We start from the raw sequence: 15,831 nt of genomic DNA on the forward strand, positions 1-15,831 counted from the left end.
TATTAATTTAGTATTGCGTTGCACCATCCTAAAATATGCGAGGTACGTACATGTTTTTTAATCCTCTTGATAATCGTTATCTTTACAATATCTATGATTTTAATATGCGCTTACTCCAACCTTATTCAGATTATTTTGACACTGTAGCAAAACGTTTGCGCAGAATTTCTGACAATATTAATTTACCCGTTAACATTCCCTATGCTTCTGTTGATGATCAAAAAGCGTTGAAAAAAATTATAGAGGCAAGTTCCAGCCATTTCCGCAGACTATCGGGCTACTCTTATATTTTTCACATTATTACTAATGTATACGACAAACCCAAATTTGAAATTAATGACGTCAAAATTCAAGATGAGTATTACGATGTTCAAGAGGAACTTATTGATAGGAAAAGTTTTTGTAATCTAATTCGTTTTAAAAAAATTAATGCGGAACATTTGAATTTGCCTAAATTACTTGTGGTTGCGCCCATGTCAGGACACTATGCAACTCTGTTACGCGACACCGTTAGAAATTTACTGCCTTTATACGATGTTTATATTACGGATTGGAAAAATGCTCGTGATGTACCCTTAACTGAAGGTTCGTTTGATTTAGATGATTTCATCAATTACATCATTTCTTATTTTAATTTGCTCGCACCCAATTTAAACGTAATGGCAGTTTGTCAGCCTACAGTTCCTGTTTTAGCTGCCGTGGCACTCATGTCTACTAATAATTCACCCAATCTTCCCCGCACAGCAATATTACTGGGAGGACCAATTGATACGAGTCAATCCCCTACCTTACTAAACGAGTTAGCAGCTTCCCGAGGAGATGACTGGTTTCAACAAAATGTAATCTCGATTGTACCCTCTCGTTTTCCAGGGGCGATGCGACTTGTCTACCCTGGCTTTATGCAACTTGCTGGTTTTATGAGTATGAATTTTCAGCGTCATATGGAATCACTCCAAAAGGCAGTTGATCGCTACGCAGACAATCAAAAAGAAGCCGCCTTTAAGATAATAAAATTTTATCTCGAATATTTTTCAACCATGGATCTGACTGCTGAATTTTACATGCAAACAATAAATACAGTATTTCAAGAAAAACTGCTCACCACGGGTCGCTATAAATCGCGCGGTCATAATGTGCGTTTACACGATATAAAAACCACTTCCATTCTGGCAATAGAGGGTGAGCGAGATGATATAACGGGAGTCGGACAAACAAAATCGGTACTAGGTTTATGTAAAAATTTACCTGACTCCATGAAAAAATATCTTCTTGCGGAAGGAGTGGGACATTATGGATTATTTAACGGCAAGAAATTCCGCAACATTATTATTCCCGAAATCCATAACTTTATTGAGACACATAGTTCTTAAAATTCATAAAAAATATACCCTTTACGTCGAATAGGCTAAAGTACATTTTTGGAAACTAATTGAGGTAAAAGGACACCCGATGAATCATATTCTTATTGTGTATGCGCAAGGGATTGAAGAATACAAGAAGCATTTTATCAGTATGCTTGAAAATTTTTTAATACAAAAAAATTACGAGATTACCCTATGTACTTCATTAAAAGATGCCTACGATGTAAGCAGCTTAAATCCACGAATTGTTACCATTCTTTATGATTGGGATGACTTTGGATTCGATGATTTACATCATTTTTCAAATCATAATAAGTTATTACCTGTTTTTGCCATGACCAATAAGCATGCATCAATTGACATCAATCTCAGTGACTTTGTCCTTAATTTGGATTTTTTGCAATATGATGCTAATTTGGCACATGATGATTTCAAACGCATATTGCTCGCCATTGAAAAATACCGGCATGCAATTTTACCCCCTTTCACTAAAGCACTTATGCATTATGTGCAAGAATTAAATTATGCATTCTGCACTCCAGGACATTTAGGTGGAACTGCATTTCAAAAAAATCCAACCAGTGCTGCATTTTATGATTTTTATGGTAAAAATATTTTTCGCGCCGATCTTTCAGTATCAATAGAAGAACTCGGAAGCTTATTGGAGCATTCCGGCCCTCAACGTGAAGCCGAGCAATTTATAGCAAATGTATTTAAAAGCGATCGTTCATTAATTGTAACCAACGGTACATCAACATCCAATAAAATAGTAGGTATGTATTCGGCAACTTCGGGAGATACCGTCATTGTGGACCGGAATTGTCATAAATCGATTGCCCAGTTCTTAATGATGGTCGATGTCATTCCCATTTATTTGAAACCTACACGAAACACTTATGGAATACTGGGAGGAATTCCCAAATCGGAATATACTGAACAAGCAATTCACGACAAAATTCTAGAACATCCCCAAGCAGTAACCTGGCCTACTTATGCTGTAATCACGAACTCTACTTATGATGGTTTACTTTATAAGGTTGAACAAATTCAAAATGAGCTCAAAGTAAAGCATTTACATTTTGATAGCGCCTGGGTTCCATATACCCATTTCCATCCTATCTATGCTGGAAAATTCGGGCTCAGTTTAATGCCTCAAAAAGATCAGGTCATTTTTGAAACCCAATCAACCCATAAGCTATTAGCCGCTTTTAGCCAATCATCCATGATCCACATTAAAGGGAATTATAATGAACACATTTTGAACACAAATTATATGATGCATATGAGTACTTCTCCTTTCTATCCTCTTGTTTCAAGTTGCGAGGTTTCGGCTGCGATGATGGCAGGAACCCATGGTTATGATTTAATCAATGAAGCAATTGAATTGGCATTAGATTTTCGAACAGAAATAAAACGATTGAAAACACAAAGTCCCGATTGGTTTTTTGATGTATGGCAACCGGCCTTAGAAAACAAAGCATCTTGTTTCCCCTTAAAACCCAACGAAAAATGGCACGGTTTTCATGAAGTCGACGAAGATCATTTATTTTTAGATCCAATTAAGGTGACCGTTCTAGTACCAGGAATCAAGAATGATGAACTCGATGCTTGGGGTATTCCCGCTGCTATTGTGGAAAAGTTTCTTGCATCTCATGGAATCATTGTTGAAAAAACGGGTCCCTACTCGATGTTGTTTTTATTTAGCCTAGGAATCACTCGAGCCAAATCAATGGCTCTATTGGCAGCTTTAAATAAATTCAAACAACTTTATGATGAAAACGCGCCAGTTAAAATCGTTATCCCGCAACTGCATCAAGCACATCCTGATTTTTATGAAACAATGTCCATTCAAAGCCTGGCTAACACCCTTCATAATTTGATGTTAAAGCATCATTTACCCAAGGTGATGTACCATGCTTTTGACACACTACCTAAAGTAGTTATGACCCCTCATCAGGCATATCAAAAGCTTATTCGGCAAGAAACACAACTTATACCTTTAGCACAATTAAAAGATAAAATTTCTGCTGTCATGATCTTGCCCTATCCTCCTGGTATTCCTTTAATTATGCCCGGAGAACAAATCACAGATGATTGCGAATTGATTCTTGATTTTTTACTTATGTTAGATGATATAGGAAAAGTGCTTCCAGGTTTTGCCACTGAAATCCATGGGGTAGTCGTTGGTGAAGATGGAACAAATTATGTGCAAATAATCAAACAGTCCTAAAGTTCCTTACATTTCATGGGTTCTCTTTGAGAAGAAGATCATCAACAGATTTTCTAAGAGATCGTACCTTGGTTTGTTTTTGCTGAGGGTATCCGATTCGACCAAGAAATAAGACGGTATTTTCATGAGAAAGTACACGTAGATTTTTGGAGATTTTAAGAGCTATATTCTGTGAGAATTTTAATTGTGAAAATTCGGTTTGGGCATCAGCATAATATTGAAACATGAGTGGTGCAAAGTTAGGTTGCATGACTAAACCTAATTGAGTAGCAGTTAACCAAAATCGTTGCATAGCAGCACCCACTTTAAGAAAATACTCGTTTTCATCAATTGAGCTTTTGGGAATAAGAAAAAAATGAGCGCTGCAAAATAAGCTTGGAAGGAGGTCTAATTCGAATTGATTGGTTTGTATTGCACCTAATTTATTTAAAGTCGAAATTCGAGACCATGATTTAAGGGCCCATTTCATGATTCGTTGAGTTAAAGGATTAATACCTGTAGCAGCTATCGGTATGCCTTGTTGGGCTCGATTTTCGGGGGAGAATACTTGCTGATGAATGGGAAAAAGTTCTGGCATTGTCATCCGTAATTTTGTAGCCAACATGGTGAGTTTTGCTATAGAAATTTTCTCTCTCAGCGATTCTAGCCATATAATATCAAACTCATTTCCTACTGATTCGATTAAAAGCTTTTTGGCATTACTGGTTAATTTTAATCGCTTATAAATACCCCGATCCACCGATCTTATTTTGATGCAATAAGCTAATGGGTCTGGTTTTATTTTAGATTTCTTATGGAATGTAACTGAAATTTGGTGTTGTGTACTTGAGTGAGATTCGATTTGATACTTAATCTCCAACCCAAATAAACTCGCAGCAATTTTTAATGTCTCAAGCAAGAATCCACCTGAAATTAAGGTAGGTATACCTCCATAATCATAACAATTGGTTGACGTTTCATTATTAATTACCACTCTAATTTGTGAAGGACTAACCAGTATAAATCGCCAGGGCTGTGAATTGTCACCGCTAGGTGCCCAACGAGCAAGCTCTAAAATTTTTTCAACTGTTGTGGAGGTTTCTGATAAAAAATCGCCCTTTTCTAGACTCGAAGAACTTAAGCGTTTTTTCATTAGAGCAATTTTCAATCTTTGTACTGGATTTCGATTTCCCCAAGGCATCCACCCTATACGATGTTTGCATAGATACGGGTCAAATATATGATATCTTGGTAATGCATAAATAGTACCTCGGTGAAGTAATATTTTCAACGCTTCAGCACCCATAACGCCGGCGCATAACTGACAGGCAATTATCGTTGAGGGCCCCCTTTCTAAATCGAAATTAACACGGCTCGGATCAACTAAGTAATGGCGATTAAATAGCTTGGGGTTGAGTCCAACTAAAAATCGTACTGGAAGGTCTTTGAGATGATACCCATTAAATTGAAAGTACTCTTCAAACGTCATTTGACCTGGCATTATCACTAAATAACACGTCCCCATTCCTATAGGCCCCGCAGTAATTGCCGGAATATTCATTTCATAAGCGCGTTTAAATACTTGGGCTCTTATATCTAAAACAAAAAAATCCAAACCATCTACATAGAGATCCACCCCACAGAGAAATTCATTGATATTATGTTGATTAATACCTTCTTTAAAACAGGTAATTTTTACATTGGGGTTGATGTTTTTAGCCATTTCGACAAGTACATCCATTTTTGGCTGGTGAAGAGAATCAACGGTCGCTCCAACTTGTCTATTAAAATTCTGGATTTCAAAAGTATCCATCTCGGCAAGATGAAATTGTTCAATGCCTAGACGAATTAAGGTGAGTAAATGAATTCCACCCACTCCACCAAGTCCTGCGATAGCAATTTTTTTTGTTCTAAGAAAAACTTGCTCTTCTTCAGTAAGCCAACCGATGTTACGAGTAAAAGCGTTCCGATAATCAAACTGCTCATGCTCCATAATTAGTTCCTTGTCATTTCGATATTCCTCATCTTTTTAAATTATATTCCTTTTTTATTTAATTAATTTGATTTTTATCATTGTTATAGTTAAAAGAACAATCGTATAAAGAGGTTTCGTAGCCTTACATTTCATGATTTTGTGATAAAGTTTGGGGTGTTTTATCAAATGGTTATGAAATCCCCGTACTGCAAGATTCACTGTATTTTGGATCGTAATTGGATTTAGGAAAAAAACCTGCTCCCCTTGTTCAGAATGAGGATTAATCTTATTGAAGTACTTATCCATTTTAGAAGAAGAACGTGCTTGTTTGTGAAAGGTAGAATTTATTTTTTCAGATAAGTTGTAGGTGATTACATTCCCATGTTCTAGTCGATATCTGTCAATGTTTAGTTTTTTTAAGGTATCGAGCATTAATTGTATGACATGAGGGGGTGTTTTTTCTTTTGGATTGGGCCATGAGGGAGGGTATTTTAGAGAATATTCCAAGGTACCCGACGATGAAGCCAAACCGCAACAATATTTATTCTTAAAAGGGTATAATAAAAATAATTTTAAAACGTGTTTTGTCATGGCATATGAAATAATACCCGAGTGCTTATAAGAGGTATCAACAACCACGTTTCCAAAATAAACCAGCACATCCTTTTTAAAATGTATTATAGAAACACCTATGGTTGAAACGAGTTTTTTTGTTTTCTTATCGTAAAATAAAAGTACATAATCTCTTGGAGCCACATAATCCAGCAAAGTCTCCTTGTCTAAAAATAAATACTCTTGATGAAGTGTTACATAATCGGATTTTTGCTTACTACTTAAATGGGCGGGCTTTACCACAACCAAATCTATTTTTTTCATAAGACACCAAAACAAATTTTTTCACTAAGTTCTCCTTTCCTTGGGTAAAAATTCTCTGTCCTATTTCATAAATAAGAATATATACTTCAGCCAAGTATCACTTTACAAACCTTAGACTATTATAGTATAATATTTGAGCAATATGATTAATTTATGATGCTATTTTTTTATTCTGGTTTGTTTAAAGATACATTTCAATACCGATTCATGGGCTTATGCAATATAAAATTACCGCCCAATTTGCTCGAGGCGAAGAAAAAGTAATTGCCGAATTTAGTGACTTAAGTGACACACGCATTTTTATCGCAAAGAAAATTGCTCACTCTGAGCTTGGAAAGCAAAGAATTATCTTCAGGCTCTATGATGATTCTGATTTATTACAAGAATTTAATAGGGAAAATATCTCTGTTTCCTATGCAAAATATGCGGAGGGAAATGGGGATCTCAATTTCATTCAGTTTACATTCCACGTACTCATTAAAATAGAGAATGCATTAACAAAGAAAAGAATCGCCAATTTTAATGATAAAAATGATGCGAATTTATTCATGGTGGGTAAATGCGAACTAGATTACACCCTAGGAAATGACGATCTGTTATTTTTATTTAAAGAACAATACTTAATTGATACTTTAAATAAAACGATCGCTACTCATCGGAAAAAAGAAACTACTCGTATTACAGGAAATGAACAAGCAGCAAAATTTCATCCTACCCCCATGCCAAGACGTCCTACACCGCCAGGTGGCCCTAGTGATTATTGGATTGAGGAAGAAGATATTCCTACTTAAAGAAATGGAAAAAATTCAGTAACTTTGCACGTAACCACTTTTTTCAAGCGTGTGCTCCGGGCCTAGTAGCAACTACTTCTTCGTTAATCTCAAGGATAAAAGTCTCTAAAATTTCTTTAACTTCAGCACAAATATTTATTTTACTTTGAGTATTTATATTCTTGATATAGTGTTCTGGATGATTCAAAAGATCCTCCAAAAGCGCAATTTCTCCCGATATGAAATCATGCGATTTCCCATCAATAATAACCTGAATTGAATTAATTACATTAGGATCCTTTTGTTTTCTCAACCGATTGAGTATGGATTCAACGTGGATCTTAAACGTATTGATTTCTATAAAAAATTTATAATTCGATTTAAACATAATAAATATTTAATTAATTAAAATTCTTGCCACAAATATCAAAAAGTTGCAATATTGTATAACAATATATAACTTCATTCCATTTTCATGCAAAGCAAACCTGCTTTTTTCGCACCGTCCAACTCCTATTCTCCAGATCACTTTGATTCCACGTTTCGTAAACTAGTATTGGACGCATATGAAAAACGATTTAATAGCGCAGCAGATGCTAAACTCTACTTAGCTCTTTGCGGTGTAGACTTGGAATCTACAGTTAAAATTCTGTTAACAATGGAAAAAAATAATTTACTCGATATCTCCATAGAACACGCTATTTTTGCCCCTGTTGGCTGTGGTGATATTGCAAATGCATTTTGTACTTTAATGACTGGGGATGCAATGATTATCTCCAAGAACGAAAAAACCACTCTTCAGAGTCTGGACAAAGAGCTCGAGAAGGACTTACCAACCGTTGTTCGCATTGAAATACCAGGACATTCCTATGTCATGCTGGCTTGTGAAAAAACATCTCAAGGAGTTTGGGGGTATGTATATCAATCCAATGTAGCCTATCAGATGGAAGATAACTCGTTTTCTCTTGCGGCATGGTTGAAGGACGCAAAGTCCTTAAAAACAAATCTATCAGAACATTTGCGAAAATTGGCTCGACTGCTTAACCCCAGTGTTCCTAATTTAGAGAAAGAAAGCATCTATATGGAATTATATACCGCCCAACCCATCGTCGAGGTAAAAGTCCCTGCAAACATGGAGGAAATGATCTCATATATTAATAAGAATCCTTTATTCAAATATAAAGTCAACACAGTTTGTGCTCAAGATATGTTATTAATTGCAGAACGCATCAAAAACCTAATTATCCAAAATACAGAAGAACAAGATCTGCCTCTGGATGTCTATATTGCCAAAATGAAAAAGGAACTGGAAGTTTCTTCTGAAGTAGAATATCAAATTATAATGGAACCCATCTAAGTAAGGGATCAAATAAAATCGGTTAATAATAGGGTTTAGGGCTTTCATTTTTTATTGATGTACAATTATGTTACAATGTGGGCAACAATCAATTTGGAACTAACCCGTGTTTTCCTCAGTATCTAACAATTACCAATGGATAGCCAGTCTCTATTTTTTTCAAAGTATACCCTATGTGGTTGTTACCTTGATTGCAACCATTATGTACCAGCAATATGGAATGAATAATACCCAAGCAGCATTTTTAACAAGCTTATTCATGCTACCCTGGACAATTAAGCCTCTTTTTGCTCCTTTTCTTGAGCAGGTTGCTACGAAAAAAAAATTAACATTGTATGCTCAAACCTTTATATCTCTAATTTTTATGCTATTGGCATTTTGTGTCGAAAATCCCTATTTTCTAGTGATTAGTTCAATCGGTTTTGCGGGTCTTGCTTTTATTTCTTCGCTCCATGATATTGTTTCTGACGGTATTTACTTGCTTAATTTAAATGATGAAGAGCAAAAAAAATATGTGGCTTTCCGCAGCTTTTTTTATCAAATGGGTCGATTACTGATTAAAGGTGGATTGTTAGCTCTTATGGGCGGTTTAGCTGTATATTATAAAATTAATGCATGGCAAATATTTTTCTTTACCTTATTCATTATTGGATTTTTACTTACCTTTTTTCATAAAATCCAAATCCCGGAAATCCAGAACAAAGTGGACTTGTTTCATCTGAATTATTGGACAATTTTTAAAACACTTTTTTTCGATACTCAAATTTATTCCATACTGCTCTTTATCTTTTTATACAATTTTTCCGAAGCGCAAATGCAAAAAATTATTCCTTTATATTTGTTAGATAAAGGAGGATTAGGACTCAATATATCTCAAGTTGGCCAGCTCTATGGTATATTTGGCAGTCTATTTCTGATGTTGGGGATCTTTGTTTCAGGCTGGCTTATTACACGTTATGCCCTCAAAAAGTGCCTAAAAAATGTGACATTATTCCTCCTTCTAGGCCATTTGCTTTTTCTTTTATTTCCTTTTTTTCGTGTACATCAAGTACTAATCTATTTAGTCATTTTGTCGAGTCAATTTACAGTAGGCTTAGCTAATGGGACTTATATGGGCTATCTCTTAATGATTGCCAATAGAAGTAATTATCCAATGTCTATGTATACTATCTGTACTTCAATCATGGCTTTAAGTTATGTATTTTTTGGCGCTTTTAGTGGTTGGATAGAACAAAAACTAGGTTATTCCGGTTTTTTTCTCTATATTTTTGCAGCCAATCTAGCGCTCCTTTTTATTACCCATAGAGCGATGAATCGATATGAGTAATTTGCTTGTATTATTAGAAAATGAATTGGTGCAAGCTTCCTCCCTATCTGAATGTGATCATGCCTTGGGTTCTTATTTAAGCAAGAAAGATATAACAACCTTTTCGTTCACTTATTATGCCTATCACCCCAATTCAGCGAATCGTTTAAAATATGATATGTGTTCTGCCAATTTCAAATCCTGGCACCAGCATTATCTTGCGGAGCAATACCAAAATATCGATAGCACACTGAATTTTGTTTATAATAATCACTTGCCTATTTATTGGAATTTAAAGCAACAATTAGCACAGGCAACAACTTTCTCAGAACGAAAAATGCGAGAAGACTCGATCGCCTTCGGTGCGGAATCAGGTTTATCAATTCCAATTCATGGTCCGCATAATAATTTTGCAATCCTATTATTAGTACAAATGCAAAACCAACAATGTCATTTGAAAGACAACCGAGCTCAATATGAATTCTTTGTCGCAGCACATCTTTACTATCACTACATTCAGACGCATCTATTAGATCAGGTGAGCGAAAAAGAATCCTTTCACTTAACTCAACGCGAAATTCAATGCTTGTTGTTAATTGCTGAACAGTGTTCTGTTAAAGAGATGTCGCAACGTCTTGAGATCAGTGAGAGAACGATTAATTTTCATATTCAAAAAATCAATAGAAAACTAGGAACCAAAAATAAATACCAATCTTTGGCAAAGGCATTGGAATTCCAATTATTAACATTATGACCCCTGTCATAATTGACAGTGGTTATTTATTAATCATACGGATTAAAATTTAACTTCCTGTCTCATTGGAGGAAGATAATGACTTTAAAGAAAATTATACAAATAATCACTCTCTCTGTGTTTCTTATTCCCGCTGTAGCAAATGCTGCTTTAACCTTATACACCACCAATTGGTCCATGTATGGGCAAAACCCTTATGAATATGACGGTGCTTATAAAATTGGTCGCCCCTATGGACAATTGGCTTATGTTTCTAATCCTGAAATGGTTGCTCAATTTAATAAGGCTGATGTCATCGCCTGGAGTTTTCTACAAGTTTGGAATAGTAAGGATCCCAATCAAGCCCTTTACCAAATTCCCTCCAGTTGGGATGGTTTAATGCATTTTGCTGATCTCTGGGGTGAGTTGCCTCTTGAGGGTTCATGGATATCACCTTTGCCTCCGGAGACTAAAGATTTTCTTAATTTTTGCACCGCGAATCAAGGAAGTTGTGCTTCGGTACAAATGAATGGCAATACAGGCCAAAAAGAATTATTTAATTACACGGACCAAAAAGGTGTAGGGCAACTTAACAGCTTTGGTGCTTTTATAAATTCCAATAAATATACCGCAAAACGAATTATTGCCATTGGTGGAGCAAATACCCCCGATAATAAAGGAATTAGTACTGCCACATTTGCAGCCATATTTGCTAATCAAAATAAATTCCTAAATCAATTCAAATCATGGATGAATCATTTTAAAAATTTAAAAGGAATTGATTATGATTTCGAACCCCCTATTGATCTACAAACAGGTGGTCAATTACCTCCTGATGCAAATACATTGGCTGACTACAAACACCTTTTTGATTTAGTCAAAGCCAGTCGTCAAACTTTAGGAAAAGATGCTTATATTTCAGTAACCATTACCGTAAATAAAGAGTATTTGGAAAAGATTAACCAATCAGTAGATGGTGGTTGGTTTAAACAAATCGCAAATTATGTTGATAGCGTTAATTTGATGACTTATGATTTACATGGTCCCTGGTCACAAAGCAGTGATCCTTATACCGCAGTTCATGCTTATCTGAAGCAACCCGATACCAGCCGTAAAGATGAATTTGCGATTAACTATGCAACGGACTCCATCACCGAACAAGTTCTCGCATATGGAATGCCCAAAGCCAAATTACAAGTAGGTTTAGCTGCCTACGGACGTGGTTTTTCAGGGGTAAATACAGGCGACAACACCGCCCTTCCAGGTTTTGAACAACCTTGGACAGGTGCCAGTCATTTTGCTTCTGAATATTCAATTCAAGATGGTCTATTGCCTTATAAATCCGTGGATAAATTGGTGAAACAGCTGAATTACAAGATTATTCATATAAATGCCATGGATCAAAACAATAATTCGTTCATTACTGGTTCTTACCTCTACAATTCAACAGCCAAACAATTTGTTGGCTATCAATCACCAGAGGTAGTTAAGTCTGTATGTAGATTTATTAAGAGTAAACAACTTAAAGGCGCCATTATGTGGAGTGCGGATACAGACTTACCTGTTTCCAATCCAAACAGCTTGGTTGCTGCTTATAAAAGTCTATGTAATTAATCCTCGGCAGCCTGGGTGAAGCGTAGCGAAGCCCAGGTTTTCCTAACACAGATTTCTCGGATCATGCCTAGATTACCAGACACCCAGGCTTGAATACTTACTTCCCATTAACTATGATTGAAGATATAAAATTTTAAAATCAGAAACAATGGACCTCTCCAGTCTTACGACTTCAAAATGGAAAATGATTTTGGTTTTCCTATCCCTCGCTGCAATTTCTCTATATATCATAATGAAAATAATGGCTTTTCCTCGAGCAGAAATCCCTTTATTGATTATTATATTCATCGGTGGGATACCCTTATTGTTACAAATTATATTCAAATTGATTCGAGGAAATTTAGGGGCCGACTCCTTGGCAGCAATTGCACTCGTCGCCGGTACTTTTCTGCATGAATATTTAGCGGTGGCGTTGATTATCCTGATGTTGGCTGGCGGACAAACATTAGAACAATATGCGATGCGTAAAGCTTCTTCGGTATTGATGGCTCTTGCACAGCGTATGCCTACTAAAGCTCATCGAAAAGTTAAAGACCAAATTGAAGACATCACATTAGCTGATATTCGGGTTGATGATAATATCGTGGTATATCCTTATGAAATTTGCCCGGTTGATGGTACCGTTCTCGAGGGTCATGGGGTTATGGATGAATCTTATTTGACTGGTGAACCTTATATGATGTCCAAAGCTCCGGGAACCGCTGTAATTTCCGGTGCAATTAATGGGGATTCCCCTCTAACCATTAAAGCGACGAGATTATCTTCTGATTCACGATATGCAGCGATTGTCGAAGTCCTTAAAGAAGCAGAACAAAAAAAACCTTCTTTACGACGATTAGGAGATCAAATTGGAGCAATTTTTGCTCCTTTAGCCTTGATTTTTGCATGTGTTGCTTGGTACTTCTCGGGAGAAGCAATGCGTTTTCTTGCTGTGGTCGTCATTGCTACACCCTGTCCTTTACTCATTGCAATTCCTATTACCTTAATTAGCGCCATTTCAATGGCTGCAAAACAAAGTATTATTATTCGTGATCCCACCGTTCTTGAACAATTGCCTACATGTCAGACTGCAATTTTTGATAAAACCGGCACTCTAACCTATGGGAAACCTACGTTGTCAGAAATTTATCTTGCCAAAAACACACATCTTACTGCCGATATCATTTTACAATCCATAGCAAGTCTTGAGCGTTATTCAAAACATCCCCTAGCTCCCGCCATTCTTAAAGCAGCTCAAGAACGCAAACTACAATTTCTTGAAGCCTCTCATGTTTCCGAAAAACCGGGGCAAGGATTGTCCGGCATCATAGCGAACCATAATATATATGTTACTAGTCGCAATAAATTTCTACTCAAACAGCCTCAATCTGCTAATGAACTTCCACCAGAATTTCCAGGATTAGAATGCCTTGTTCTCTACGATGAGCAATTCGCAGCTTCATTAATTTTTCATGATGCTCCTCGTAAAGAAGGCAAATCCTTTATCAGCCACTTAACCCCGTCACATCAATTTAAAAAAATAATGGTCGTTTCTGGTGATCGGGAATCCGAAGTACGATATTTAGCGGCCCAGTTAAATCTAAAAGAAATTCGTGCCTCACAAAGTCCTGAGCAAAAACTCGCCATTGTTCGAGAGGAACGAAAAAAAGCACCTACAGTATTTATGGGCGATGGCATTAATGACGCACCTGCCCTTACAGCGGCAACCGTAGGTATTGCCTTCGGACAATGCAGCAATATTACCTCTGAAGCAGCAGGTGCCGTAATTATGGAAAATACATTGAAAAAAGTTGATGAATTAATTCATCTGAGTTTGAATGTCCGTAAGATTGCCTTACAAAGTGCTGTTGGGGGTATGCTCCTTAGTATAATTGGGATGAGCTTCGCCGCTCTTGGCTATATTACTCCAGTGGCTGGTGCAATTCTTCAAGAAGTAATTGATGTGCTTGCTATTGCAAATGCGCTAAGACTTGCATGGGGAGGAACTATTAAAATTGATTTACCACCTGTGTCTGTTTAACACAAACCATCCATTCCATTTAGACACAGTCTAAGCTCCTGGAAACAGCTTAACAAAAGAGATTGGAATTTTTCCTAAGTGCCGAAGAAGTTTGCACTATAATGTATATAGTGGGTATGATATTGGAGGTAGGGGAATATGGACTCAGCTAAAGATAGCGATCCTTATGAAGCCAGGATTAAAATTGAGGATACAATTATTTCCTCAACAACTGGAGCAAATATTGAATCTTTAACGATACTTCTGACTGAAAAATGTGATTTAGAGCATTCAGGGGCAGAAGGAGAAATCATTGAGATTGCTACAGGAAAAATTATATATAGATGTCATAAACAAACCATAATAGATAAATAATCTTCTTGAAAATACGTTCAAAATTCATCTGAACTCTTCGTCCGACTAAATTGTTCTTTTCTTTTTATAGATAACCGTGATGCTTTAAGGTCTAATTTCATTAGACTATAATTAGACTAAAATTTCGGGTAGCAAGGAGCCGCCATGAAAATCTATCTCGTGCAGCATGGAGAAAGTCTAAAAAAAGAAATTGATCCGCAACAGTCCCTGAGTAAAACAGGAACTGCTGATATTGAGAACTTAGGTCATTTTATTGCTCGACAAAAAATAGAAATCGCCCATTTATTTCATAGTGGTAAACATAGAGCAGAACAAACTGCAGCAATATTAGCTTCAAATCTTTCCAAAACAATTGAATTGCACCATGGACTATCACCACTTGATGATGTAAACCCTATAGCCAACGAAATAAATCAACAAACTCATGACCTCATGCTGGTCGGGCATATGCCTTTTATGGGCAAATTAATTGGTAAACTAGTACTTCTAGATGAAGAACGGTCTATTATTGCCTTAATACCAGGAACAATCGTCTGTCTTGAAAAAACCAATGAAGGCAAGTGGCTCATCAATTGGGTTAGACGGCCTGACTCATAGAGGGTATAAACACGATATAACTGCAAAAAATTATAAAGAATTAAAGATAAACAAGAGGAATGATTGCAAGCAAGCAAAGCTAATGTATTATTAAATATATAATACTGGTAAGAGTCTCAGATATGTACAAAAAAATTATAGTACCCGTTGATGATTCTAATTCATCCACTCTAGCATTAAAAGAAGCCATTAAACTTGCGAAGAATCAAAATTCCAAGCTATGTGTGGTTCATATCATTGATACTCTGTATGAAGGGGATGTTGATCGGGACTCCTTTGTTGAGTTAACAAAAAAACAAGGACAGGAAGTTTTAAACTCAATGAAAAAAATTCTTAGTCGTTCGAAAATTGAGTTTGAAATGAAACTCACCCAATTAACTCCTTCTAAATCACAAATTGCGGAAAAACTTGTTGAGGAAGCAACTGCGTTCTCTGCTGATTTAATTGTAATAGGCACTCATGGTCGTAGTAGAATTCATCATTTGCTAACCGGAAGTGTTGCAGGGGATGTCATGCGAATTTCCAAAATCCCCGTCTTACTCATTAAACAGTAGCTTTTGATAAGCACCGCAACCTATTGAACCACAATCTTTTTTACCAACTCCTTTAGCCATTGCCTCTACTCCTCGAAAAAGGTCTATATTAATAAAATCTTAATA

At 36.3% G+C, this 15,831-nt stretch carries 14 protein-coding genes; 11 read left to right on the forward strand and 3 right to left on the reverse strand.

Features of this window, described 5'->3' with window-relative positions; genetic code table 11:
* Positions 1 to 50: 50 nt before the first annotated feature.
* Both phaZ and ldcC read left to right on the forward strand, forming a co-directional pair.
* Positions 51 to 1,370 (forward strand): polyhydroxyalkanoate depolymerase, encoded by a 1,320-nt coding sequence (gene phaZ / locus HBNCFIEN_RS11300; RefSeq protein ID WP_182391185.1) that lies wholly within the window; start codon positions 51 to 53, stop codon positions 1,368 to 1,370.
* A 79-nt stretch (positions 1,371 to 1,449) separates the two neighbouring features.
* Positions 1,450 to 3,591 carry a lysine decarboxylase LdcC gene (gene ldcC, locus HBNCFIEN_RS11305; protein WP_182391186.1) on the forward strand — a complete coding sequence of 714 codons (2,142 nt, stop codon included), beginning with the start codon at positions 1,450 to 1,452 and terminating at the stop codon, positions 3,589 to 3,591.
* Between the two features lie 13 nt (positions 3,592 to 3,604).
* On the opposite strand, the gene HBNCFIEN_RS11310 is transcribed toward ldcC, so the two are convergent.
* Together HBNCFIEN_RS11310 and HBNCFIEN_RS11315 are read right to left on the reverse strand one after the other, a co-directional pair.
* The gene (locus HBNCFIEN_RS11310) at positions 3,605 to 5,563 is read right to left on the reverse strand and encodes a ThiF family adenylyltransferase (RefSeq protein WP_182391187.1); all 1,959 of its coding nucleotides are present in this window, start codon (positions 5,561 to 5,563) and stop codon (positions 3,605 to 3,607) included.
* Positions 5,564 to 5,617: 54 nt separating this feature from the next.
* On the reverse strand, positions 5,618 to 6,421 hold the full coding sequence (locus HBNCFIEN_RS11315) for a hypothetical protein (RefSeq protein ID WP_182391188.1): 804 nt from the start codon (positions 6,419 to 6,421) through the stop codon (positions 5,618 to 5,620).
* A gap of 215 nt (positions 6,422 to 6,636) precedes the next feature.
* Here HBNCFIEN_RS11315 and HBNCFIEN_RS11320 point away from each other — a divergent pair, with 215 nt between their 5' ends.
* Complete coding sequence (locus HBNCFIEN_RS11320) at positions 6,637 to 7,212, forward strand: hypothetical protein (protein ID WP_182391189.1); 576 nt, start codon at positions 6,637 to 6,639, stop codon at positions 7,210 to 7,212.
* A gap of 43 nt (positions 7,213 to 7,255) precedes the next feature.
* Here HBNCFIEN_RS11320 and HBNCFIEN_RS11325 read toward each other — a convergent pair whose 3' ends face one another.
* On the reverse strand, positions 7,256 to 7,579 hold the full coding sequence (locus HBNCFIEN_RS11325) for a hypothetical protein (protein ID WP_182391190.1): 324 nt from the start codon (positions 7,577 to 7,579) through the stop codon (positions 7,256 to 7,258).
* A gap of 87 nt (positions 7,580 to 7,666) precedes the next feature.
* On the opposite strand from HBNCFIEN_RS11325, the gene HBNCFIEN_RS11330 reads away from it, so the two are divergent.
* The 8 genes from HBNCFIEN_RS11330 (at position 7,667) to HBNCFIEN_RS11365 (ending at position 15,726) form a co-directional block, all read left to right on the forward strand.
* Positions 7,667 to 8,548 carry a hypothetical protein gene (locus HBNCFIEN_RS11330; protein ID WP_182391191.1) on the forward strand — a complete coding sequence of 294 codons (882 nt, stop codon included), beginning with the start codon at positions 7,667 to 7,669 and terminating at the stop codon, positions 8,546 to 8,548.
* Positions 8,549 to 8,654: 106 nt separating this feature from the next.
* Entirely contained in the window at positions 8,655 to 9,875 is a 1,221-nt protein-coding gene (locus HBNCFIEN_RS11335) for an MFS transporter (protein WP_182391192.1), read from the forward strand.
* The gene (locus tag HBNCFIEN_RS11340; protein WP_182391193.1) at positions 9,868 to 10,608 is read left to right on the forward strand and encodes a LuxR family transcriptional regulator; all 741 of its coding nucleotides are present in this window, start codon (positions 9,868 to 9,870) and stop codon (positions 10,606 to 10,608) included. Before HBNCFIEN_RS11335 ends, HBNCFIEN_RS11340 begins: the two co-directional genes overlap by 8 nt.
* A gap of 78 nt (positions 10,609 to 10,686) precedes the next feature.
* Complete coding sequence (locus tag HBNCFIEN_RS11345; protein WP_255464198.1) at positions 10,687 to 12,201, forward strand: glycoside hydrolase family 18 protein; 1,515 nt, start codon at positions 10,687 to 10,689, stop codon at positions 12,199 to 12,201.
* Between the two features lie 148 nt (positions 12,202 to 12,349).
* A complete protein-coding gene (locus HBNCFIEN_RS11350) occupies positions 12,350 to 14,221 on the forward strand; it encodes a heavy metal translocating P-type ATPase (RefSeq protein WP_182391194.1) in 1,872 nt (623 codons plus the stop codon).
* Between the two features lie 138 nt (positions 14,222 to 14,359).
* Complete coding sequence (locus HBNCFIEN_RS11355; RefSeq protein ID WP_182391195.1) at positions 14,360 to 14,575, forward strand: hypothetical protein; 216 nt, start codon at positions 14,360 to 14,362, stop codon at positions 14,573 to 14,575.
* A gap of 144 nt (positions 14,576 to 14,719) precedes the next feature.
* Complete coding sequence (sixA, locus tag HBNCFIEN_RS11360; protein ID WP_182391196.1) at positions 14,720 to 15,172, forward strand: phosphohistidine phosphatase SixA; 453 nt, start codon at positions 14,720 to 14,722, stop codon at positions 15,170 to 15,172.
* Positions 15,173 to 15,294: 122 nt separating this feature from the next.
* A complete protein-coding gene (locus HBNCFIEN_RS11365) occupies positions 15,295 to 15,726 on the forward strand; it encodes a universal stress protein (RefSeq protein WP_182391197.1) in 432 nt (143 codons plus the stop codon).
* Positions 15,727 to 15,831 lie beyond the last annotated feature (105 nt).

This window comes from Legionella sp. PC997 (assembly GCF_014109825.1).
GTDB lineage: Bacteria > Pseudomonadota > Gammaproteobacteria > Legionellales > Legionellaceae > Legionella.

What these genes read in the sequence shown, in the direction of transcription:
- HBNCFIEN_RS11325 (WP_182391190.1), bottom strand. Translation starts at nt 7,579, where the DNA reads ATGTTTAAATCGAATTATAAATTTTTTATAGAAATCAATACGTTTAAG.
- HBNCFIEN_RS11340 (WP_182391193.1), top strand. Translation starts at nt 9,868, where the DNA reads ATGAGTAATTTGCTTGTATTATTAGAAAATGAATTGGTGCAAGCTTCC.
- HBNCFIEN_RS11365 (WP_182391197.1), top strand. Translation starts at nt 15,295, where the DNA reads ATGTACAAAAAAATTATAGTACCCGTTGATGATTCTAATTCATCCACT.
- HBNCFIEN_RS11310 (WP_182391187.1), bottom strand. Translation starts at nt 5,563, where the DNA reads ATGGAGCATGAGCAGTTTGATTATCGGAACGCTTTTACTCGTAACATC.
- HBNCFIEN_RS11345 (WP_255464198.1), top strand. Translation starts at nt 10,687, where the DNA reads ATGACTTTAAAGAAAATTATACAAATAATCACTCTCTCTGTGTTTCTT.
- HBNCFIEN_RS11355 (WP_182391195.1), top strand. Translation starts at nt 14,360, where the DNA reads ATGGACTCAGCTAAAGATAGCGATCCTTATGAAGCCAGGATTAAAATT.
- HBNCFIEN_RS11350 (WP_182391194.1), top strand. Translation starts at nt 12,350, where the DNA reads ATGGACCTCTCCAGTCTTACGACTTCAAAATGGAAAATGATTTTGGTT.
- HBNCFIEN_RS11320 (WP_182391189.1), top strand. Translation starts at nt 6,637, where the DNA reads ATGCAATATAAAATTACCGCCCAATTTGCTCGAGGCGAAGAAAAAGTA.
- HBNCFIEN_RS11315 (WP_182391188.1), bottom strand. Translation starts at nt 6,421, where the DNA reads ATGAAAAAAATAGATTTGGTTGTGGTAAAGCCCGCCCATTTAAGTAGT.
- phaZ (WP_182391185.1), top strand. Translation starts at nt 51, where the DNA reads ATGTTTTTTAATCCTCTTGATAATCGTTATCTTTACAATATCTATGAT.
- ldcC (WP_182391186.1), top strand. Translation starts at nt 1,450, where the DNA reads ATGAATCATATTCTTATTGTGTATGCGCAAGGGATTGAAGAATACAAG.
- sixA (WP_182391196.1), top strand. Translation starts at nt 14,720, where the DNA reads ATGAAAATCTATCTCGTGCAGCATGGAGAAAGTCTAAAAAAAGAAATT.
- HBNCFIEN_RS11330 (WP_182391191.1), top strand. Translation starts at nt 7,667, where the DNA reads ATGCAAAGCAAACCTGCTTTTTTCGCACCGTCCAACTCCTATTCTCCA.